General features: G+C 44.2%; 25 protein-coding genes. 14 read left to right on the forward strand and 11 right to left on the reverse strand.

All coding sequences use genetic code 11. The features are described 5' to 3' along the window. The first annotated feature begins 181 nt into the window (after positions 1 to 181). The gene (locus D0T92_RS07520) at positions 182 to 595 is read left to right on the forward strand and encodes an organic hydroperoxide resistance protein (RefSeq protein WP_151051654.1); all 414 of its coding nucleotides are present in this window, start codon (positions 182 to 184) and stop codon (positions 593 to 595) included. Between the two features lie 87 nt (positions 596 to 682). On the opposite strand, the gene D0T92_RS07525 is transcribed toward D0T92_RS07520, so the two are convergent. After that, positions 683 to 2,311 carry an ABC-F family ATPase gene (locus tag D0T92_RS07525; RefSeq protein ID WP_151051656.1) on the reverse strand — a complete coding sequence of 543 codons (1,629 nt, stop codon included), beginning with the start codon at positions 2,309 to 2,311 and terminating at the stop codon, positions 683 to 685. A 153-nt stretch (positions 2,312 to 2,464) separates the two neighbouring features. After that, a complete protein-coding gene (locus D0T92_RS07530) occupies positions 2,465 to 3,040 on the reverse strand; it encodes an adenine phosphoribosyltransferase (RefSeq protein ID WP_151051658.1) in 576 nt (191 codons plus the stop codon). Positions 3,041 to 3,169: 129 nt separating this feature from the next. On the opposite strand from D0T92_RS07530, the gene gmk reads away from it, so the two are divergent. The 3 genes from gmk to D0T92_RS07545 all read left to right on the forward strand — a co-directional run bounded on the left by gmk (position 3,170) and on the right by D0T92_RS07545 (position 6,263). Next, on the forward strand, positions 3,170 to 3,787 hold the full coding sequence (gene gmk / locus D0T92_RS07535; protein ID WP_151051660.1) for a guanylate kinase: 618 nt from the start codon (positions 3,170 to 3,172) through the stop codon (positions 3,785 to 3,787). Positions 3,788 to 3,885: 98 nt separating this feature from the next. Then, entirely contained in the window at positions 3,886 to 4,092 is a 207-nt protein-coding gene (gene rpoZ / locus D0T92_RS07540; RefSeq protein WP_151051662.1) for a DNA-directed RNA polymerase subunit omega, read from the forward strand. 17 nt (positions 4,093 to 4,109) lie between these two features. Then, positions 4,110 to 6,263 (forward strand): RelA/SpoT family protein, encoded by a 2,154-nt coding sequence (locus D0T92_RS07545; protein ID WP_151051664.1) that lies wholly within the window; start codon positions 4,110 to 4,112, stop codon positions 6,261 to 6,263. A gap of 188 nt (positions 6,264 to 6,451) precedes the next feature. Here D0T92_RS07545 and D0T92_RS07550 read toward each other — a convergent pair whose 3' ends face one another. Then, positions 6,452 to 7,327 (reverse strand): YicC/YloC family endoribonuclease, encoded by an 876-nt coding sequence (locus tag D0T92_RS07550; RefSeq protein ID WP_191963619.1) that lies wholly within the window; start codon positions 7,325 to 7,327, stop codon positions 6,452 to 6,454. A gap of 100 nt (positions 7,328 to 7,427) precedes the next feature. Between D0T92_RS07550 and rph the strand changes: the two genes are divergently transcribed. Both rph and coaBC read left to right on the forward strand, forming a co-directional pair. Then, complete coding sequence (gene rph, locus D0T92_RS07555; protein ID WP_151051666.1) at positions 7,428 to 8,171, forward strand: ribonuclease PH; 744 nt, start codon at positions 7,428 to 7,430, stop codon at positions 8,169 to 8,171. Positions 8,172 to 8,279: 108 nt separating this feature from the next. After that, positions 8,280 to 9,464, forward strand: a complete 1,185-nt coding sequence (gene coaBC / locus D0T92_RS07560) for a bifunctional phosphopantothenoylcysteine decarboxylase/phosphopantothenate--cysteine ligase CoaBC (protein WP_151051668.1) — start codon at positions 8,280 to 8,282, stop codon at positions 9,462 to 9,464. A 69-nt stretch (positions 9,465 to 9,533) separates the two neighbouring features. Here coaBC and D0T92_RS07565 read toward each other — a convergent pair whose 3' ends face one another. Then, complete coding sequence (locus tag D0T92_RS07565; protein ID WP_225315092.1) at positions 9,534 to 10,832, reverse strand: hypothetical protein; 1,299 nt, start codon at positions 10,830 to 10,832, stop codon at positions 9,534 to 9,536. Between the two features lie 143 nt (positions 10,833 to 10,975). After that, the gene (locus D0T92_RS07570; RefSeq protein WP_151051670.1) at positions 10,976 to 11,209 is read right to left on the reverse strand and encodes a DUF896 domain-containing protein; all 234 of its coding nucleotides are present in this window, start codon (positions 11,207 to 11,209) and stop codon (positions 10,976 to 10,978) included. A gap of 179 nt (positions 11,210 to 11,388) precedes the next feature. On the opposite strand from D0T92_RS07570, the gene D0T92_RS07575 reads away from it, so the two are divergent. Beyond that, complete coding sequence (locus tag D0T92_RS07575) at positions 11,389 to 11,763, forward strand: winged helix-turn-helix transcriptional regulator (RefSeq protein WP_151051673.1); 375 nt, start codon at positions 11,389 to 11,391, stop codon at positions 11,761 to 11,763. A 53-nt stretch (positions 11,764 to 11,816) separates the two neighbouring features. Here the strand turns inward: D0T92_RS07575 and D0T92_RS11395 are convergent, their stop codons facing one another. Continuing rightward, complete coding sequence (locus D0T92_RS11395; RefSeq protein WP_191963620.1) at positions 11,817 to 11,990, reverse strand: protein MIGRI; 174 nt, start codon at positions 11,988 to 11,990, stop codon at positions 11,817 to 11,819. Positions 11,991 to 12,159: 169 nt separating this feature from the next. Between D0T92_RS11395 and metX the strand changes: the two genes are divergently transcribed. Both metX and metW read left to right on the forward strand, forming a co-directional pair. Beyond that, on the forward strand, positions 12,160 to 13,302 hold the full coding sequence (gene metX / locus D0T92_RS07580) for a homoserine O-succinyltransferase MetX (RefSeq protein WP_151051675.1): 1,143 nt from the start codon (positions 12,160 to 12,162) through the stop codon (positions 13,300 to 13,302). Next, positions 13,299 to 13,883 carry a methionine biosynthesis protein MetW gene (gene metW / locus D0T92_RS07585; protein WP_151051677.1) on the forward strand — a complete coding sequence of 195 codons (585 nt, stop codon included), beginning with the start codon at positions 13,299 to 13,301 and terminating at the stop codon, positions 13,881 to 13,883. Before metX ends, metW begins: the two co-directional genes overlap by 4 nt. A 66-nt stretch (positions 13,884 to 13,949) precedes the next feature. Here the strand turns inward: metW and D0T92_RS07590 are convergent, their stop codons facing one another. Next, positions 13,950 to 15,137 carry an acetylornithine/succinyldiaminopimelate transaminase gene (locus D0T92_RS07590; RefSeq protein ID WP_151051679.1) on the reverse strand — a complete coding sequence of 396 codons (1,188 nt, stop codon included), beginning with the start codon at positions 15,135 to 15,137 and terminating at the stop codon, positions 13,950 to 13,952. Between the two features lie 62 nt (positions 15,138 to 15,199). Next, on the reverse strand, positions 15,200 to 15,724 hold the full coding sequence (locus D0T92_RS07595) for a hypothetical protein (protein WP_151051681.1): 525 nt from the start codon (positions 15,722 to 15,724) through the stop codon (positions 15,200 to 15,202). 584 nt (positions 15,725 to 16,308) lie between these two features. Between D0T92_RS07595 and D0T92_RS07600 the strand changes: the two genes are divergently transcribed. Beyond that, positions 16,309 to 16,578: a DUF2789 domain-containing protein gene (locus tag D0T92_RS07600; RefSeq protein ID WP_151051683.1), complete on the forward strand. Its 270-nt coding sequence runs from the start codon at positions 16,309 to 16,311 to the stop codon at positions 16,576 to 16,578. A gap of 170 nt (positions 16,579 to 16,748) precedes the next feature. On the opposite strand, the gene D0T92_RS07605 is transcribed toward D0T92_RS07600, so the two are convergent. The 3 genes from D0T92_RS07605 to D0T92_RS07615 form a co-directional block, all read right to left on the reverse strand. Further along, on the reverse strand, positions 16,749 to 17,642 hold the full coding sequence (locus tag D0T92_RS07605) for a hypothetical protein (protein WP_151051685.1): 894 nt from the start codon (positions 17,640 to 17,642) through the stop codon (positions 16,749 to 16,751). Positions 17,643 to 17,681: 39 nt separating this feature from the next. Then, positions 17,682 to 18,041: a hypothetical protein gene (locus D0T92_RS07610; RefSeq protein ID WP_151051687.1), complete on the reverse strand. Its 360-nt coding sequence runs from the start codon at positions 18,039 to 18,041 to the stop codon at positions 17,682 to 17,684. Between the two features lie 105 nt (positions 18,042 to 18,146). Continuing rightward, entirely contained in the window at positions 18,147 to 18,536 is a 390-nt protein-coding gene (locus D0T92_RS07615) for a hypothetical protein (protein WP_151051689.1), read from the reverse strand. A 998-nt stretch (positions 18,537 to 19,534) separates the two neighbouring features. On the opposite strand from D0T92_RS07615, the gene D0T92_RS07620 reads away from it, so the two are divergent. The 4 genes from D0T92_RS07620 (at position 19,535) to D0T92_RS07635 (ending at position 22,239) form a co-directional block, all read left to right on the forward strand. After that, the gene (locus tag D0T92_RS07620) at positions 19,535 to 20,527 is read left to right on the forward strand and encodes an asparaginase (RefSeq protein WP_151051691.1); all 993 of its coding nucleotides are present in this window, start codon (positions 19,535 to 19,537) and stop codon (positions 20,525 to 20,527) included. 120 nt (positions 20,528 to 20,647) lie between these two features. Then, on the forward strand, positions 20,648 to 20,833 hold the full coding sequence (locus tag D0T92_RS07625; RefSeq protein WP_151051693.1) for a DUF3460 family protein: 186 nt from the start codon (positions 20,648 to 20,650) through the stop codon (positions 20,831 to 20,833). Positions 20,834 to 20,860: 27 nt separating this feature from the next. Then, positions 20,861 to 21,529, forward strand: coding sequence for a class I SAM-dependent methyltransferase (locus tag D0T92_RS07630; protein WP_151051695.1), 669 nt, complete (start codon positions 20,861 to 20,863; stop codon positions 21,527 to 21,529). A gap of 14 nt (positions 21,530 to 21,543) precedes the next feature. Then, a complete protein-coding gene (locus D0T92_RS07635) occupies positions 21,544 to 22,239 on the forward strand; it encodes a tetratricopeptide repeat protein (protein WP_151051697.1) in 696 nt (231 codons plus the stop codon). The last annotated feature ends 4 nt before the right edge of the window (positions 22,240 to 22,243 follow it).

Below are 22,243 nucleotides of genomic sequence, written 5' to 3' on the forward strand. Positions count from 1 at the left end.
AATATCAAATACTTCTTTATTAACAAACCGATTTGCTAGAATGAAAAAATCTTATTTTTCGCTACATTCCTTTAATAAGATAAAAATCTACAATCTACAATTTAACATTTGAAATAACACTGAAACCTGATGATTCAATCCGATTGATTATCATCGATTAGGTTTATTTAAGGATACTTTGATGAAAAAATTATATTCTACAAAAGCAACCGTGGTTGGCGGCCGCGCCGGAACAGCCAAACTAAGCGATAGCGACTTGGTGATTAATATGGCCATGCCCGGCTCCGGCAAAGAAGGCAACAACCCCGAACAGCTTTTCGCCATGGGCTACGGCGCATGTTTTGACGGTGCATTAGGCGTAGTCAAACAAATGCAAAACCTGCAATTTGATTCTACTATTGAAATCGAAGTGGACTTATTGCAAGATGATAATCACGGCTACAATATCGCTGCCAAATTACACGTTATCGCCAGCAACACCAGTTTAAGCGCCGAAGAAGTGAAAAAAGCAGTAGATGCCGCACACCAAATCTGCCCTTATTCAAAAGCCACCCGCGGCAATATTGATGTGGAAATCTCTTCGGAAGTGAAATAATAAAAGATTGCGACGGTATAAAATACTGTCACAATATACAAAAAACCGACATGCTCAAACATGTCGGTTTTTAATCGGGATGATGCTTTACACCAAACCTTTTTTCTCCAAATAGCTTTCATAATCGCCAAGATAATGTTCATAACCGCCATTGCCGTCTAACTCGATAATCTGAGTAGCCAGAGAGGATACAAATTGGCGGTCGTGCGATACGAAAATCAAAGTGCCTTTGTATTTTTCCAGAGCCATATTCAGTGATTCGATACTTTCCATATCCATATGGTTGGTCGGTTCGTCCATCACCAATACATTAGGCTTCAACAAAATCAATTTGCCATAAAGCATACGGCCTTTTTCACCTCCGCTCAGCACCTGAACTTGTTTCACCACATCATTACTGCCGAACAACAAACGACCGAGCGTGCCGCGGATAGTTTGCTCGTCGTCACCTTCCTGTCCCCATTGGCGCATCCATTCGGTCAGATTCGCATGAACATCAAAATCGTTTTCATGATCTTGCGGATAATAGCCGACATTGGCTTTTTCCGCCCATTTGATGGTGCCGCTGTCCGGCTCGATACCGTCGCTGTATTCCGGATTGAACGCACCTGCCAATAATTTTAATAAAGTGGATTTACCCGCCCCGTTCGGGCCGATAATAGCCAAACGCTCGCCCGCTTCCAACATAAAATTCATATTTTTGAACAATTGTTTTTCAAAACGCTTGCTCAAGCCTGCTACTTCCACCGCCTGGCGGTGCAGCTTGGCTTTTTCATCGGTTTCAAAACGGATATAAGGGTTTTGACGGGTAGAAGGTTTCACTTCCACCATTTCCGATTTAATCTTATCGGCTTGTTTCAGACGGCTGGTTGCCTGACGGGCTTTGGATTTATTGGCCGAGAAGCGGGCGACAAATTCTTGCAGCTCCTGCAATTTCTCTTTGGCTTTGGCATTGTCTTTCAATGCGCGTTCGCGCGATTGCGCCGAAGCCAGCATATAATCATCGTAGTTGCCGGGATAGATGGTGATGCTGTTGTAATCCACATCGGCCATGTGGGTGCAGACCTCATTTAAAAAGTGGCGGTCGTGCGAAATAATAATCATGGTCGAATCATATTGGTTCAATACACCTTCCAACCAGCGGATGGTATTGATATCCAAGTTATTGGTCGGTTCGTCAAGCAACAATACATCGGGTTTGGAAAACAAAGCCTGCGCCAACAATACGCGCAATTTAAAACCGGGCGCCACTTCGCTCATTTGTGCGTTGTGCAACGATTCGTCAATGCCGACACCGCTCAATAACTCACCGGCACGGGCTTCTGCGGTATAGCCGTCGTATTCGGCAAACTTGGCTTCCAACTCGGCCGCGTGCATATAGTCATCTTCCGTGGCTTCCAAATTGGCATAGATGGCATCGCGTTCGGTCATGGCCGCCCACATTTCAGTATGCCCCATCATCACCACATCCAACACGCGCATATCTTCATAGGCAAACTGGTCTTGGCGCAATTTACCGAGGCGGACACCGTTTTCAATCGCCACTTCGCCGCTGGTCGGCTCTAAATCGCCGCCCAAAATTTTCATAAATGTAGACTTGCCCGAACCATTGGCACCAATCAGGCCGTAGCGGTTACCTTCGCCGAATTTGACAGATACATTTTCAAACAGCGGCTTGGCGCCGAACTGCATGGTAATGCCGTTGGTAGAAATCATTTCAATAAACCCTTTACGGAATAAATATTTAAAGCGCAAAATTATACCATATTTTCCGCTAATCAACGAAAACATAGAGGCCGTCTGAAAATAGGTTTGCCTATCACAAAACCATTTTCAGACGGCCTTAAAAGCTTATATAAAAACAATAAACTATTTATCGGTTTCAGGCATAGAGCCATCATTTTGATACAGCGTAAACAATGGCACACCCTGCGCGCGGATACTTTCCCCGCCGGATAAATCGGTAAATTCCAAAATGGCAGCCGCTTCGATAATTTCACCGCCCAATTTTCGCACCAATTCGATACCGGCTTTCATCGTACCGCCCGTCGCCACCAAGTCGTCAACCAGTAAAACGCGCGCACCTTTTGTAATCGCATCGGTATGGATTTCTACCGTCGCCTCGCCATATTCCAATTCATAGCTTTGCGATAAGGTATTAAAAGGCAGTTTGCCTTTTTTGCGGATGGGCACAAACCCGACATTCAGCTGGTAAGCCAAAGCAGCTCCGATAATAAAACCGCGTGCGTCCAAACCCGCCACTACATCGATTTTCTGCCCCATATAGCGGTAAACCAGCAAATCGACTAATAATCTGAAATATTCGGGGCTTTGTAAAACAGGGGTAATATCATGAAACAAAATACCTTTTTTAGGCCAATCCGGTATTTTACGGATTTTTTCAGCCAGCGCGGCCACACCCATAACATCAGGATGGATAAACATAAGCGATACCTTGGAATTATTTTTTCAAATACAAATATTAAATTGTAGCAAAAGTTGGCGCACGTTGTCGCCCCATCAGGCTATATGGCATAATAAACCATAAAATTTCTTTTATTTGGAATCATTTTTATGTCGTCCCCTACCAAAGGTAATATTTTTATTATTTCAGCCGCATCGGGTACGGGCAAAACCACTTTGGTTTCGCGCTTACTCCAATCCCGCAGCGACATACGCGTTTCCGTATCCCATACCACCCGCGCACCGCGCACCGGTGAAGAACACGGCCGTCATTACTATTTTGTCGATGCCGCCAGATTCGAAGCGCTTATCCGAGAACAGGCCTTTCTCGAACATGCCAAAGTTTTCGACAACTATTACGGCACCAGTTTCGAAAGTATCAACAGCCTCCGCGATCAAGGTTATGATGTGATTCTCGAAATCGACATACAGGGTGCAGAACAAGTACGCCGCGTATTGCCCGACGCATGCAGTATTTTTATACTGCCCCCCTCTTTCCAAGTGCTGGCCGACAGGCTGACCGGACGCGGTACCGATAGCCCGGAAGTGATTAATAAGCGCCTGAGCAAAGCGCGTAGCGAAATCGAACAGGCTTTTTCATTTGACTATATTGTTGTCAACAATGATTTACTTGAAGCCGAAGCCGATTTATTGGCGATTATTAAAGCCCAACGCCTGAAACAATCGGCACAACATGCCTTTATTGAAAATCTATTGGCACAACCTTAGAAAACTATTGGAAAATTCTTGTAAAAACAGCGACAATATAGCCTGACTTTATAATTCATCAAAATACTGATTATTTTTTTATTTAAGGAACCATCAACATGGCACGAATTACCGTTGAAGATTGTGTAAGCAAAATCCCGAACCACTTCGATTTAACTCTGACCGCCGCCCGCCGCGCACGCCAACTTGAAAACGGCACTACACCGCTGGTTGACGATATCCGCAACAACAAACCTACCGTTACCGCCCTTCGTGAAATCGCCGCCGGTGAAATCGGTGCCGAATTCCTCAAACGCGGCAAATAATTTTTAAGGCCGTCTGAATGCATACGCCAGCCCCCACCGCGCCGTATGACCCTCTTACGGCGCAAGCCCGCGATTTACTGTTCCGTACTGCTTCTTACCTTACCCCGCAGGATCAGGAGCTGCTCGAAAAGGCCTGTGCCTATGCTTTTCATGCGCACGACGGACAAACACGCAAAAGCGGCGAACCTTATATCACCCATCCTTTAGCCGTTGCCGCCCAACTGGCCATCTGGCATATGGATATACAAGGCTTGTGCGCAGGCATTATGCACGATGTACTGGAAGATACGGGTGTGACCAAAGCCGAAATGGCCGAAGAATTCGGAGAAACCATTGCCGAAATGGTAGACGGCCTTTCCAAATTGGAAAAACTCGAATACAACAATCAAGCCGAACATCAGGCCGAGAGCTTTCGCAAACTGATTTTGGCGATGACCAAAGACGTGCGTGTTATTGTCGTCAAGCTGGCCGACCGCCTACACAATATGCGTACATTGGGTGCCATGCGCCCGGACAAACGCCGCCGAATTGCACAAGAAACACTGGAAATCTACGCCCAAATTGCCAACCGTATCGGTCTGAACAACGCCTATCAGGAATTACAAGACTTATCATTCAAAAATCTTCACCCACGCCGCTACGAAACCCTGCAAAAAGCCATGAAAGCCAGCCGCCGCAATCGTCGTGATGTGGTGGGGAAAGTATTGCGGGCATTTGGTCTACGTTTGGTCGAAGCCAATATAGAGGCTAAAATCAAAGGCCGTGAGAAAAACCTATACAGCATTCATCAAAAAATGCACACCAAAAACCTGCGTTTTGCCGATGTGATGGATATTTACGGTTTTCGCGTGATTGTGAACAGTATTCCTGCCTGTTATGCAGCACTTGGCGCACTTCACGGCTTATACCAACCCAAGCCGGGCCGCTTTAAAGACTATATCGCCATTCCTAAAAGCAATGGCTATCAAAGCCTGCACACCACCTTGGTAGGCCCCTACGGACTGCCGATTGAAGTTCAAATACGCACTCACGAAATGGATGCCGTTGCCGAGGGTGGCGTTGCCGGGCATTGGATTTACAAATCCGGCGAAAGCACAGTGGATCAGGCAACACTGCACACCAACCGCTGGTTGAAAAATATCCTTGATCTACAAGCCGGCAGTGCCAATGCCATGGAGTTTTTCGAAGCTGTTAAAGTTGATTTATTCCCCAATGAAGTCTATATCCTAACGCCAAAAGGCAAAATTTTAACATTGCCCAAAGGCTCTACCCCGATTGACTTCGCTTACGCCATCCATACCGATATCGGCCACCATACTATTTCCGCACGCATCAACAATACTATGATGCCGCTGAGGACTAAATTAAAAACAGGCGATACTGTTGAAGTAATTACTTCCGAACACGCCAAGCCAAACCCGGCATGGTTGGATTTTGTCGTATCCAGTCGAGCCAGAAGCGCCATCCGAAACTATATTAAAAATATGAACCGCAAAGATGCGGTTACATTGGGTGAAAATCTACTGCAAAAAGCCCTCTCCAGCTTATTGCCGAAAAATATTTTGCTGTCTGAAACATTGAAAGAGAAATACCTCAATGATTTGAACAATCAGCAAAAAACATTTGAAGATGTGCTATACAGCGTCGGCATGGGGCACACCCTGCCGATTACCGTTGCCATGCACATTGCCGAGTTAGCCGGTGAACACTTCGGTGATGAAGTCCGCCTGAGCCCGATTAAAATTAACGGCCAAACGATGGGACGAGTACATCTTGCCCCATGCTGCCAACCTTTACCGGGAGATGCAGTACGCGCGGTGCTGATTAAAGATCAGGGATTGGTTATCCACCGTGATAACTGCCCGAACCTGTTGAAAGCTGATCCTGAACAACAACTGGATGCCGATTGGGAAAGCATCCCCGATCAAACATTCAGAAGCACTTTAATTGTCAGCTCACTTGATGCGCATGGTTTATTGGCGCTAATGGCACAGGCGATTTCTTCGGCAGGTGCCGATATCGAATCGGTGGAAACACCTCAGAAAAAATCGGGTACGGAAGGATTTATTCAATTTAAGTTCTTCATTACAGTTAAGAATACCGACCAACTCAATAATATTATCAAAGCCCTAAATGCAATTACAAATGTTCAAAGCGTGATTAGGGTATAACCATTGCAATATTGAAATCAAGCCGTCTGAAAAAAGTTTTCAGACGGCTTCACTATTTTATTATTTTATTTTCATTCAATTCTATTAATAAATTTAGAATAAATTAAATGTTCTCTCTATAAGCCAATCTCAAAATAAAGGCGGATATTCTATCCGCCTTTATACCTTAATTAAGCCGTCTGAAAACATTATTCGATATTCTGCACCTGTTCACGCATTTGCTCGATTAATACTTTCAAATCCACCGAAGCCTGAGTACATTCCGCCGCAATCGCCTTGCTGCCTAATGTGTTAGCCTCACGATTCAGCTCCTGCATCAAAAAATCCAAACGCTTGCCGACACTACGGCCTTTTGATGTCATGATTGTGCGGCGCACTTCTTCAATATGAGTACGCAAACGGCTGAACTCTTCATCCACATCCGATTTTTGGATAAATAAAGCGAACTCCTGCTGCAAACGGTCATTATCAATATTGGATACCGCTTCTTTTAAACGGGTACGGACTTTTTCCATATGTGCTTCCAATAAGCTTGGAAAAATGCCACTTAAATTATTGATAATTCTTTCCATTTCCTGCAAACGCCAAAATAAATGCTGCGAAAGCTTTTCCCCTTCGCGGGCACGTGCGGCGGTAAAGTCAACTAAAGCCTGTTCCAATAATTTTTTCACCGCTTCGGCAAATACTTCCGCATCTTCATTCTGGCTGACTAATACACCGGGGAATTTCAAAATATCGGCCACAGTTAACTTGCCTAATTCTTTGTATTCCTTACGCCATTGCCCATTAAGTGCAGCTAATTGCGATACCAAATCCTGATTGACATCCAAACCTTGTGCGCTGCCGGCAATATCCTGAATTTGGATACGGCATTCGAGTTTACCGCGTGTGGCATGCATGGCAATATTTTCCCGCAATACGCTTTCAAGATGGCGCAAGTCATCAGGCATACGGAACTGTACATCAAGATAACGGTGGTTTACAGCGCGAATTTCCAAATTAATACGCTTGCCGCCGCATTCTCCGGCAGCATTGGCGAAGCCTGTCATGCTTCGAATAGTCATGGGGTTTTACTCCGTTTTAAAATTTATCGAGTGAAAGCTCGGAAAATATACCACAATTTTGCGTGTTATAATCCGCCGCATCAGAGATTAAGGAATCATTATGACCGTTTATACCCGTACCTCACGCCCTGCCGATGCACTGCGCGAAATTAAAATCACCCCCAACTTCCTGCCTCATACCGACGGCTCCTGCCTGATTGAAGCGGGCAATACCAAGGTTATCTGCACGGCCTCCATCGACGAAAGCCTGCCGCCGTTTTTGCGCGGCAAAGATCAGGGTTGGGTCACAGCGGAATACGGCATGTTGCCGGCTTCCACTGCTTCGCGTATGCGGCGGGAAGCATCGGCAGGCAAACAAAGCGGCCGCACGCAGGAAATCCAACGTTTAATCGGCCGCTCGTTACGCGCAGTGGTTGAGCTTGATAAATTGGGCGAACGTCAGATTCTGATAGATTGCGATGTGATTCAGGCCGACGGCGGTACCCGTACCGCATCGATTACCGGTGCTTTTGTGGCCTTGCAAATGGCGATTAACAAACTGGTTGAGGCCGGTATGTTGGTGCACAACCCTATTCGCGAAGCCGTTGCCGCCGTATCCGTGGGTGTTGTCGGCGGTGTGCCGTTATTGGATTTGGATTATCCCGAAGATTCCGGCTGCGACAGTGATATTAATATTGTGATGACGGCTTCCGGTAAAATCATTGAAATTCAAGGCACGGCCGAAGGTGCGCCTTTCAGCATTGAAGAACTTAACAAGCTGATTGAGTTGGGCAGCAAAGGGATAAGCGAATTGATGGAACATCAACAAAAAGCACTGGCGCAAACTACCGTTCAGACGGCCTGATCATATCCCTGCTATATAAACCAATCGTTCTATATTGATTAGATACTGACAGGCCGTCTGAAAATTTTCAGACGGCCTGTATATAAAACATTTCGAATATTACACACCATGAGCAAACATATTCTTCTCGGCATCAGCGGCGGTATTGCCGCCTATAAATCATGCGAACTGGTGCGCCTATTGAAAAAACAGGGCCATCAGGTGAGCGTTGCCATGAGCCGCGCCGCCACCGAATTCGTATCGCCGCTGACTTTCCAAGCCCTCAGTGGCAATCCTGTTTTATCGGAAACGCATCACGGCGCAGACGGCAACGGTATGGCCCATATCAATCTGACCCGCCAAGCCAATATTTTTCTTATTGCCCCCGCCAGTGCCAACACCTTAGCCAAAATCGCCAATGGTATTGCCGACAACCTACTCACCAACCTAGCCGCCGCCCGCACCTGCCCCTTGGCAGTTGCCCCTGCCATGAATGTGGAAATGTGGCACAACCCGGCCAATCTGCGCAATATTGCCCGGCTTCGCGACGACGGCATCACCGTTTTCACGCCCGCATCGGGCGAACAGGCTTGCGGCGAAATCGGCATCGGCCGTATGCCCGAAGCGGCGGAGCTGGCCGAACTGCTGCCCGACTTATGGGCGCCGAAACGCTTGCAGGGCAAAAAAATATTGATAACCGCCGGTGCGACATTCGAAGCGATTGATCCGGTGCGCGGCATTACCAATATTTCCAGCGGCCAAATGGGCATGGCGCTTGCCCGTGCCTGCCGTGCCGCCGGTGCCGAAGTTTCATTGATTTACGGACAGATTCAAACCACACTGTCGACAGGTTTGACTTCAACCACCCAAGCCGTAAGCGCCGAGGAAATGTATCGCGCCGTTATGGCCGAGATTACGGGGAAAGACGTATTTATTTCGGTTGCCGCCGTCGCAGACTATAAAGTGAAAAACAGTAGCAGCCAAAAATTGAAAAAAGACGGCTCCGGCACGCCGCCCGTTATCGAGCTTACGGAAAACCCCGATATACTCGCTTCGGTCGCCAAACTTGAACACGCGCCTTTTTGCGTCGGTTTTGCTGCCGAAAGTGAAAAAGTATTGGAACATGCCCGCGCCAAGCGGCTGAAAAAAGGCATTCCGATGTTGGTGGCCAACGATGTGGCATTAGCCATGGGCAAACCCGTTAACCGGATTACCATTATTGACGAACAGGGTGAAACCGAATTCCCCGAAACCGATAAAAATCAGGCGGCAACGGCGATTGTTGAACGTTTATCCGTTTTATTGGCTCGGTAAAAACAAAATAAAAAAGGCGGATAATCATCCGCCTTTCTTTTTCGATAATAAAACCGTATCCGTTAAACCTTATTGAACATTTGCCGGCACTTCGGCACCTTCTTCAATCACTAACCGTTGGCTACCCTTGCCTTTAGCAACAATCTCGCCGCCAACCTGCATGGCTTGAATTTTACCGCCTTTTTTCACGTCCAACGCGCTCACGCCGTCGCCCAAGGTTTCTAAATTACCGCCGATATGGATTTGTTCGGCTTCACCGCCGCTTTGAATCGACAAGGCCAACGGTTTCAAACGTAGAACCACGCCTTTCACCAATGAATCGCCTTCGCTACCATAGGTTTTTACATCACCGTGTACGGTTAATTTACCGATTTTACGGCTCAATTGAATACCGATAGAACCGTCGCCGTAAGTGGAAATGCTGCCGAATTCAATATTATCGACCGTGCCGTCATATTGGTTATAACCGCGTGCGCCCATGCCATAGGTCGCCACTTCGCCTTTCACCACAAAATTACCGACCGTGCCGAAGTTGACAAAGCCGATACCGCTGGGGCCGTATGACAAAACATTTTTTTCAGACAGCCAATTATCAACATGACCCCAAGTATCCAAGACCATATCGTTTACGCCGTATGTTACGATATTTTCATGGTGAACCAGCTCTTTCACTTTGGCACCATAAACGATAAAGACCGCAGCGGTAATAATATCCGGCACGCCGAAAGGCAGACGGCCGTCTGAATAAACCGCTTGCGTGGTAATGCGGTCTGCCACCACTTGACCGCCCTCGTCGCCGAAACCGGAAACAAACAAACCCGAACCCAATACCGGCGCATGCTCGCGACCGATACGGATATTGTCGATGGTTAAATCGATTCGGCTGTCTTTTTGGCTGTTGAAGTTATATACCGTTAATGCGCCCTGATATACGTTGACACCGTATTTTTGCGGCTGTTCGGGATGATGGCGCGCATCGCAGGCAACAATATCCAAGTTATTAATATTCAGTTTTGCAGATTGGGTGCCCGCACGGGTAATAAAAGAAAACTGGCCGACCAAAGTCAGATTATTGAAATCAAACTTACCTAAATCTTTTTCTTGCAAGACATTATAAACAGCACGATGTTTCACATCGGTTTGAATATTTAAGTCGGCAATGCGGTTGTTTTTAGTAATGGCAATGCCGTCGCTATTGGAGAAAGTGAGCGTCGGCAATTCGCCGTTTTCTTGTGCTTTTCCGCGCAATACCATATCAGGAGCCAACATAATCGAACCCAACGCCCGAATATTACGGCTAATGACAATCTCTTTATCACCGCGCATTACAGCGGTCAATAACTCCTGATAATTACTTACTGTATTCATCTGCAAAACTCCTATACAAGAACAAAAGAGCAGGCCGGTTTGTAACCAAAGCAAACCGGCCTACATGTTTTTCCATTCTACTCGGATTAATGAATACCGCCAAACTTACAAACTTACTGCCTAAAAATAAAATTCAGTTATCTTTAATGCACCTGCATACCGGCAGCCTGTGCCTGACGCAATTTATCAGGTGTGACATCATTGCCTTCCACATCGACAACGGTTACCACCGATAAAATATTGGTCAGTTGTCCGCACACTTTTCCGATATAAGCTTGGCGCAAAGCCGCACGCTCCGATAACTCGGCCTCGCTCAAACCTGAAGTTTTGGCTTTTCGAGCCAATTCGTTAATACGGTCTAATTCTGCAATACGCATAGCGCACTCCTTTCGTGTGTATGTCCGCCAAACCATTTCAGACGGCCTTATTTAAGATTTAATGGTTTTTTATTTCAATTACTATGCTTTTTTTGGTTTTATGTATTATACTACATACAAACTTTTTAACAAGTACATACATTTTTTATACTATTAATTAAACAGAAAGAAACATCACAATGAAAACCACAATCCCTCCGAACGACCCCTGCTGCCCTGTTGTTTCCACACTAGATATTATCGGCGGCAAATGGAAAGTATTGATTCTCTACCACCTCAGCGTTGAAACCCGCCGTTTTAACGAACTGCAACGCCTGATGCCGCCCGTTACCCAACGGATGCTGACCTTGCAACTGCGCGAACTCGAAAAAGACGGCATTGTGCATCGTGAAGTCTATCCGCAAGTGCCGCCGAAAGTAGAATATTCGCTTACCGAACTCGGCCTCACCCTGATGCCCGTAATCCGAACCATATACAAATGGGGGGAAGAATATGCTGCCGAATGTATTCAACACCGACAGGCAAACACTCAATCGGAATTCGAACATAAATAAATAAAGCCGTCTGAAACATTTCAGACGGCTTTATTATTGAAATATTTTAAAACTCAAAAACCGATAAACCAATGCCACAATATCGCCAACACCGCTGCGGCCACACACACCCACGCGCTGATTTGAATCACCTCGTGCAAAGCCCGTTTTTGAGAACGGCTGAACAAATGGTGAACAATCAAGCCGATTAAAGCCAGAAAAAAAACAATCCGTATAATACGGCCCATAATATCAGCCCTCCGGCCGTCTGAAACCTATCATCCACATCAAGCCGATACCGAACTTCACGCGCCAATATATTTTATTAAAAAATAGCCGCAGCCGCTTAAAAACGGTTAGCACAAGCTTCGGCCAAGCCGCTATAATAACTTTTTTCCGACATTTCCGCCCATAGAAATGACAACACACACTACCGACACATGGATTGTAACCCCGCAAAAAATCCCGTTTGAGCAACCGTTCGCGTTGCAAAACGGGCAAACACTGCCGCGTTTTGATTTAATGATTGAAACCTATGGCACGCTCAATCCGGAAAAATCCAATGCCGTTTTAATCTGCCATGCGCTATCCGGCAATCATCATGTTGCCGGCAAACATTCGCCAGACGACAAATACCCCGGCTGGTGGGACAATATGGTCGGCCCCGGCAAACCGATTGATACCAAACGTTTTTTCGTGGTCGGCCTCAATAATCTCGGCGGGTGCCACGGCAGCACCGGGCCGTTGAGCCACAACCCCGAAACCGGCGAAGAATACGGCGCCGATTTTCCGATTGTTACCGTGAAAGACTGGGTAAAAAGCCAAACACTATTGGCCGACTATTTCGGCATCCGCCAATGGGCGGCTGTTGTCGGCGGCAGCTTGGGCGGTATGCAGGCTTTGCAATGGACCATTGATTTTCCCGATCGCGTACGGCATGCGCTGGTTATCGCATCGGCCACCCGTTTATCGGCACAAAACATCGCATTCAACGATGTCGCCCGCCAAGCCATTATTACCGACCCCGATTTCCACGACGGGCACTACCGCCGTTATCAAACCATTCCCCGCCGCGGGCTACGCATTGCCCGCATGATGGGCCACATCACTTATCTGGCCGAACAGGGTTTAAGCAGAAAATTCGGCAGAAGCATGCAGAGTGAAGGGTATCAATACGGCTATGACGTTGAATTCGAAGTAGAATCCTACCTACGTTATCAGGGCGATAAATTTGCCAACCGCTTTGATGCCAACACTTATCTGCGTATGACCAAAGCTTTAGACTATTTCGCCCCCGCCGCCGAGTTTAACAATGATTTGAACGCCGCCTTAAAAACCGTACAGGCGAAATTCTTTATTGCCAGCTTCAGCACCGACTGGCGCTTTGCCCCCGCCCGCTCGCGCGCCCTAGTAAAACATTTGGTTCGAGCCGGAAAACACGTTCAATATATCGAAGTGGAATCCACCCACGGCCACGATGCTTTCCTCATGACCGACGAGCCTTATATCCGTGCCGTGCGCGCCTATATGAATAATGTAGCGAAGGAATGCAGCCAATGACTCAATTACGCGACGACTTGCAACTGATTTACGATTGGATTCCATCCGGCAGCCGTGTTTTAGACTTAGGCTGCGGCGATGGCGAATTGCTTTCCGCATTAATCAAGCGCAAAAATTGCAGCGGCTACGGTATCGAAATCGATACCGATAGTGTCATTGCCGCAATCGAACGCGGTGTTAACGTGATTCAATCCGATTTAGAACAGGGCTTGCAGGATTTTGACGACAACAGTTTCGATATTTTGGTATTAAGCCAAACCATACAGGCCATGCAAAATACCGAAACTATTCTGCGCGACCTCACCCGCGTTGCCAAACAAGCCATTGTTTCGTTTCCGAATTTCGGCTATTGGCGCAACCGTTTGCAAATCGCCCTACTCGGCCATATGCCCGTATCCGAACGTATGCCCTATCAGTGGTATAACACGCCCAATATCCACTGGTGTACCCTGCAAGATTTCGACCGTTTGTGTGAAAACAACCAAATCCGCGTTTTGGAACGCACCGTGATGACGGCAGGCAAACAGGTTAACCTACTACCGAATATCTTAGGCAGCTTGGCTTTTTACCGTATCGGATAAGCTATTTTAATCATAAACATATATCAAACCAGAAGGCCGTCTGAAAGATTTCAGACGGCCTTGAGTTTATGCTTGTGTGCGCCAACTTAATAAGGCTTCACGTAACCGCTTCATACCTTCTTCCAAGTCTTCATCATCAATCAGCAAACTGGGGGCAAACCGAATCACATTGCTTCCGGCCACTAAAATCATCAAACCATGATTTAAGGCCGTCTGAATCAATTCGCCGGCACGATCCCGATATGGCTCGGCCAATACGCAGCCGATAAGCAAGCCCATACCGCGCACTTCTTGGAAAACACCGGTTTCCTCGCCCAATGCCGTTAGCGCAGCCTGCAATTTACGTCCCTGTTGCTCGGCATGTTGCAAGGTTTCCGGGCTATTAATAATATCGAATGCACGGTTAGCAACCGCACAAGCCAATGGGTTGCCGCCGAAAGTGGTGCCATGTGTTCCCGGGCCTAAGCTGGAGGCTATTTTATCGGTTGTCAGCATGGCGCCGATAGGGAACCCGCCACCTAAAGCTTTCGCACTGGTCATAATATCGGGGGTTACGCCGTAATGTTCGTGTGCAAACAGTTTGGCCGTCCGCCCCATACCGGTTTGTACTTCATCAAAAATCAATAGGGTCTGATGTTGGTCGCACAAACGGCGTGCCGCTTCTAAAAACGCACTATCCGCCGGTAACACACCGCTCTCACCTTGTATCGGCTCGATAATCACCGCACAGGTTTTTTCAGAGATAGCCGCTGCCAATGCCTCGGCATCATTAAACGGAACATGGGTAATCGCGGGCGGCAGCGGTGCAAAATCGCGGCTGTATTTAGCTTGCCCGCCTACCGATACGGTAAATAAGGTACGCCCGTGAAAAGCATTCACACAAGCAATGATTTCGTTTTTCTCTTCACCGAAATGATCACGGGCATATTTTCGCGCCAATTTTAAAGCCGCTTCATTGGCCTCCGCCCCTGAATTACAAAAGAAAACCTTATCGGCAAAAGTATGTTCGGTCAGTTTGGCCGCCAATGTTTGAGCGGGCTCGGTAGTGTAGATATTGGAAACATGCCAAAGCTTACCGGCTTGTTCGGTTAGCGCTTCGATCAATGCGGGATGGCAATGCCCCAACGCATTCACGGCAATGCCACCGGCTAAGTCGATATACTCCCGCCCTTCTCTATCCCAAACACGGCTACCCTTGCCATGATCGGGAATCATTGGGGAAAACACAAAATTAGGCGTGATGTGGTTTTGCATGATTTTCCTTTGTCTATTCGGTTTCAGACGGCCTTTTCCGATAAGGTTTCAAAAAACCTGCTTTATTGCTCAATATAATAAATTATAGGCTTATCCGAACGATAAATCTCTCCTTCCAAGCGCGGATAGCTACCCAATCCGGTGGAATCAATATTGCCATATTGTCCAATCATCGGTAGTGATTTTTTTAATACTTTTTCGCGTTCGGTAGAACTCAATTTATCCAAATCTTTAAAAGGTGGATTTTCCTGCACCTTGTTTCTATAAGCACGCTCGGAAGCTTTTGCCTTATCTTTAGCCGTCGCCGGATTTGGCGCTGCTGGTTTCGATTTTACTTGCTTTGAAGCGTTTTTATTATATCTTGATATTTTATTCACAGATGCGGGTTGCTTTGAGGGTGGCACAAGACGATTAGGATCATCCGGTTTTTTTTCAAATTGATTATTCACTTGTGAAGCTGCATTCTCTATTAATTCATTGTTTTGCAACCCTCGCCCATCTGCATGGGCATACGCTATAAATGCAGTTAAAAATAAACAAATACCAAAATGACTACCCATTTTTAACCCTTTTATTATTAAAGTCATAAGGCCTCCTTTTATCCCAATATTCAGTCTATTAACTTTTAATATTAAATAAACCACTATAATATCTATTTAAAATATCAACACATAAAAAGCAGTATTCAAAGATCTTGAACAACAGCTTTTAAATATAAAAATAAATATCAGATGCCTAAATAGAAAATATCTAAATAATTATTTACAAATTAACTAGATGCTACATTTTATTTAATCATTTTAAGTTAAATTATTACAAAAGAAAAGATAAATACTACTAAAAACAAACTGTTTTAATCATAATGTAACTTGATAAATTTATTTGATAATAATAAAACTGTGCAGATATTACGGAGCCGTACTAAAAAAATATACAAAAGATAAAAAGCTTTACATATATAGCTGGGATTAGCTATATTATTTAGAATGCAGTTAACAGAAAAAATAATTTTCTCGTTGCTCCATAATTCATATTTATTAAAAATATTTATAAAAATTGACCATCCGGACAATTACATCATTAACTTATAAAAATATGTATTAATTAACAAATTTATATTGCTTTCCCCGTCTTAACAGTGTAATACACAATTTTAGAAAGGAATTTTAATATGCTAGGTCAAACAGATTATGTAATGGCAGATTTATTTGCCCAATTAGGCTTGGATAATGATGAAGCTTCAATTGAGAAGTTTATCAAAGAGCACCAACTCGACCACTCTCAAAGATTAATTGATGCAGATTTTTGGACAGATAAACAACGTGCATTTTTACAAGAAGAATGGGAGCGTGATGCTGTTTGGGTTGAAATTATTGATGAATTAAACGCATTATTGCATACTTCCTCTAATACTGATAACAAATCAAACCTCCATAAATAATAGTATCCAACAAACCAGCTTCTTTAATATTATCATTTTGATAATACAAAAACATTTAAATATACCATCTAAATTATTTTAAATACCCGTGCATTATTTACAATCTTTAAAACAGCGAAGGGCAGATACTTATCTGCCCTTTATATATATAACGATAACTTACCGGCACTTTAAGAAATTTGACTACGGTAACATTTTTTATTCAATTGCAACTCAGGATAAGCCAAATCAGCAATCCATAAGCTAGCCGCATCAAGTAATACTTGCTGTGCACTTTGAACGCTTTCTATCTCGCCAGAGGAAAATGAATAACCGGCGCCGGGTTCCGTACCCGTCAACTGCAAGCTGAATTGCTTACGACTGGCAGAATATTTTAAATCGAAAGAAGTTGCGTAGGCGATAGTATTGGTAGATGGATCAGACACATTCACTGCCAGGCTAATCACTTTAGAAGAGCTACTGGTTCCATAATCCAAGTTACCCCTAATTCTTGCTTTGCTTTGAGAAGCATTATACCCTTGGCCGCCGCTGAAAAAATCATCTTGGTCGTTGCGTGTAAATGCTGCTTCAATGGGTACCAGTTGTAAATAAGCAGCCGAGGGGAGCCCTGCTTGCTTACGGCCAAAATTAATAGATGACAAGTTACCCTGTTGATATGCTTGAAGATAGTCGGTATTAACCAAACCAAATGCATTAATACCTACAGGTCCGTTTACAGCTTGTAAAATCAGCGGTTCTTCTTTAATAACCCTAGCTAGTGTAGAAGGGAAAAGCGCATGAATACGCGTGCGGAGATGGAATACACCTGAATCGGATAAAGGGCTATGCAAAGCCTGTTGTCGAACCGTTCCATCGGTAACATTTGAAACAATAAATAAAGAAACTCTCGGAGAATCGGGTGAAAATTGCTCAAGTGCTTGCCCAACACAGTCCAAAGATTGATCTAAAGAAGATTGGGTATAGCCGGGCGTAGCTCGTGTAGATATATAATCTACGGTACTAGAAGAACAACCGCCAAGCAGTAAAGTTAAGCCCAACATCTTTAAAACAAAAGGTTTCATCATTATTTTTCCTAAGAAAGCTGTTCTTTAGCAAATTCGAAACTAAAAACAACCTTTAATATTTACTTGGTCTATATAGGCTTTGGTAGTAATATTTATTTTTCCGCTTCCTATAAGATTACCACCATTATTATCTAGATTGATATAATTGCCATAAAACACACATTTTGGTTTTACAATATTATCAACATAAAAAGATTCACCATACTGATCGGTTACATGATAACCATTTGTTCTGGGTTCCTGCATCTTGGCACGTGCAGAATAAATCATAGTCGTCGGCGTAGTTTTAGAACGGGTATAAGGTATTTCGGGAACACCCGGGTGCTCGGCTTGTGCAACTAATGGAAATGCAACAGCCAATACAGACAACAAAGTGCTCAATCTGGAAATATTTTTCATCACAAGCCCCTGTTTCTCATATTATATGTCATATACAATATTAAAAATCGGAGCAGCAGCCGAAATATAAAAGCTGCCGGCTCCGATAAACTTAATCAATAATGATTATTTGCTCAAGTTAACGATGTTTACGCCTTGAGTGTTGTAGTGACCTTTATCAACAGACAAATCAACTTTGTTGAAGAAAGCTGTTTGACGAACAGTGTTAGTACGTTCGTTACCAATCACTACGTTGGCACCTTGAGTGTTGTAAGAAGCACCAGACAGTTTCAATTCTAAGTTTCTGTTGCTTACAACTTCTTGCAATGCATCTTCGATTTTAACGCTTGAGCCGTTAACAACGTTCAAGCCTTGAGTGTTTCGAGTACCATCAACAACGCTCAATTTAGTATCGCTGTTAACAGAAACACCTTGTCTGAATGAACCGGCAGCAAAAACAGAAGTAGTCAAACCTAAACCAGCCAATACCAATGCAGCAGTAGTAATTTTTTTCATAATACATTCCTTAAAAAGAAAATTGAAATATGCCATTAAATAACAGATTCATTTACAAAACTGACAATAAGACATAATCCCAAAAAAATAAAAATCTACAATTAATTCATGAATCTACATTAAAGAATTATTAAAATAAATGAATAATAAATACTCATTTAAACTATAATGCTTTTTTGTAAACCCGAATTGATTATAGCTGCCACAACAAAATAATCCATTAACTATGTAAATATTTCAAATGAAACTTATTTATATGTAAATTTATATTTACATATAAATAAACTATAAAAATATAAAAAAATATATTCAAATCAAGTATGTTATATAACTATATATTTAATTATATACGCATTTTAATTATGACAAAACTCTAAACAATTATTTCACAAAATACAATAAATACAAAATTTAACTTATTTTAATTATTTTTATTAAAATTTATTTAAAATAAATAAAAAATTATCATGCTTAGTAGTAATATTAATTACTCAATTAATATTAAAATAGATTTTAATTAATAAATGTTATCAAATTTTGAAATATTGATATATATATGAATTTACAAAAATAATTTTTATAATTCACACCAATAAATTATAAAAAACTAATTTATTAAAGTTCCTGAAACAAAAAAACACAAAATCAAAATAAATTTAATTTTATGTTAAAATAAATGCAAAATTAGTTATAAAATAACAACCATTCCCATTTGGATATTATCCGTAAGCGCTAACATAGTTGAATGTATAAAAAACCGGCTGATTCTTCAGTCGGCTTTTTATATTCCAAATAAGGAAAATATAAATATAGTAGCAACCCATACTTCACTTTATCATGTAACAGATATAATTACTGAACTGTCTAAATGGCCGTCTGAAACATCCATAAACCTTGACTCAAGCAAAGTAAGATACATTAGCATACAATCGTTGATTATCCAGTTTTTCATAACCACGATCAGAAATCATTGATTTAACCCATTCACAGAATATTTCATGAATAAAGCAAAAAAAATTTTTGTCCTCTATACAGGCGGAACCATCGGCATGATCGATGGCGGCCAAGGCTTAATTCCCGATACGGCCATTACCCGTAAAATTTTAGTAAACCATTCAGACAGCCTCTCTTTCGACTGGCACGTCTGCGACCCGCTGATTGATTCTTCTGCCGTTACTCCAGAAAATTGGCAGAATTGGTTGACATTGTTGCAAAAAAATATACCCAACTACGATGGCATATTGATTTTGCACGGTACCGACACCCTCGCTTACACCGCCAATATTTTAGCCTTGACGCTGCGTGATTTAGCAAAACCCATCATACTAACCGGCGCACAACTGCCTTATGATGCACCCGATAGTGATGCACCTTTCAATCTCGCCACCGCCGTTGCAGCCTTAGACCTCGCTCTACCGCAAGTTTCCATTGCCTTTAACGGCAAATTGTTTCCTGCTGTTGGCAGCACCAAAATCAGCACCGAAGATTCTGAAGGGTTTGACAACCCCCACTTCGGGATATCGGGTAGTTGGTCGCCGGAAAATGGTTGGCGACATCTCCGCCACAGGCCGTCTGAAAAACAGCGGCACAGTTTGCCGACATACAGGCTAAATCCGAACGTCCGCATTACGTGCTGTACCTTTATCCCCGGGCTTTCCAAACAAATATTTTCAGACGGCCTAAACCCTAATCTCACCGATGCCGCTATCTTACAAAGCTATGGTCACGGCAACACACCATCATCCCCTGAATTAATACAAGCCGTTGAGCAATTTACCGCATCAGGCAGGCCGGTATTGAATATCAGCCAAGTCAGTAAAGGCAATGCCGCCCGAGTTTATGCCCAAAGTAACGCATTATTACAGGCAGGTGCACTTAATGGCGGCAGAATGAACTTGGAAACTGCCACCGCCCTCTTGATACTGGCTGTTAGCAATCATTGGACAACCGAACAACTGCAAACCGAAATTGCCGCCTTACAACCATTTTAAAACAACGTACCATATCATTTATCAACAGCAGCAAAACCACATCATTTCATAGAAGCATTCGGTTTTTTTGCTATATAATATAAAGTATTCCACATCCTAAAGAAAAATAAGGACACAATCATGTACAACTACAAATCCGACGCCACTCAATTTCTCGAAGATTATTTAGAAAAACATCCCGAAGAAGCCAAACAACGCTTAAAAAACCGAGGTATTTTATGGGATGTCGAACTCAACCCCGAAGAAGAAGCAGGATATCAGGCGGCCAAACTGCCGAAAAAACCTTATGCCTATCAGCCCGACTGATCGATTCAGACGGCCTAAACTTAAGCCATGGCAACACATAAACACAATATTCCGCCACAGTTAGCCGATTATCTCAACAGCATCGGCGAGCCCGAACATCCGGTACTACACGCACTGCGCAACCGTACGGCAAACCATCGTTTGGGCAAGATGGCCATCGCACCGGCACAAGCGGCAATGTTGACATGGCTGGCACGCCTTATCCGAGCCGAGCGCTATCTTGAAGTCGGCGTATTCACCGGATATAGCAGCACCGCCATGGCCTTGGCTTTACCACCGCAAGGCAGCGTAACTGCCTGCGACATCAATGTAACCTTTACCGACATTGCACGGGAAACATGGCAGGCCGCGGGGGTCGCAGATAAAATCACCCTGCATTTACAGCCCGCCCTACTCACACTAGACGACTTGATTCATAACGGACAAGCGGAAACATACGACATCGCACTTATAGATGCCGATAAACCGCCTACACCGCAATATTATGAACGCTGCCTACAATTGGTGCGCAGCGGCGGCATTATCGCCATTGATAATATTTTACTCGGCGGCCGTGTGATGCAGCCCCCGGGCTCAGACAGCCCGCCCGCCCATGCTGTATTACAAACATTTAACCGCAGCCTGCCGAATGATGACCGAATCATTCCGATCACCCTGCCTTTAGGCGACGGACTGACACTCCTGTTAAAAAAATAACTGCGAGGACAATCATGAATATCCGTATTCCCGCTCTGCTTACCGGTATATTGATCTTAAATGCCTGTGCCAATATCACACCCAATACCGCGTCTCGTCCTATTGAAGATGCACCTGCCAATAATGCCATACCCTACCCTGAACCGGATATGCAATCGCAAATCCATCAATTAAGTGTTGAAGTCACCCGCCTGGAAAAACACATTGAAACACTGGAAACCCGTATCCGCCAACTTGAGCGACGTCCTGTATCAAGCCGCAACACGCGCTCGCAGCAAACACTTGCCACTGCTTCTGATATGACTGTCGACAGGCCTGCCATACAGGAAGAATCAACATCAAACAATAATGCATATAATGAGGCTTTAAAAAAATACCGTAGCGGTAATTACGCCGCAGCCGCCGAGCTCCTCAAAGGTGCCGATAGCGGTGGTAGCGGTAGTGCTATCGACCGTAAAAGTATGTATTTATTAATACAAAGTCATCGACGCTTGGGAAATTGCGAATCGGTGATTAATATCGGCAGGCGCTTTGCCGTCCGTTTCCGCAGCACCAACCAAGCCGCCGAAGCACTATTCAGCGTCGGCTCCTGCCAATACCAAATGCAACAACAAGATATTGCCCGCGACACTTGGCGCAAACTGATTCACAGCTATCCCGACAGCCCTGCAGCCAAACGTGCATATACCCAATTACAAAAACGGCGTTAACGGC

The organism is Neisseria zalophi (assembly GCF_008807015.1).
Classification (GTDB): Bacteria; Pseudomonadota; Gammaproteobacteria; order Burkholderiales; family Neisseriaceae; genus Neisseria; species Neisseria zalophi.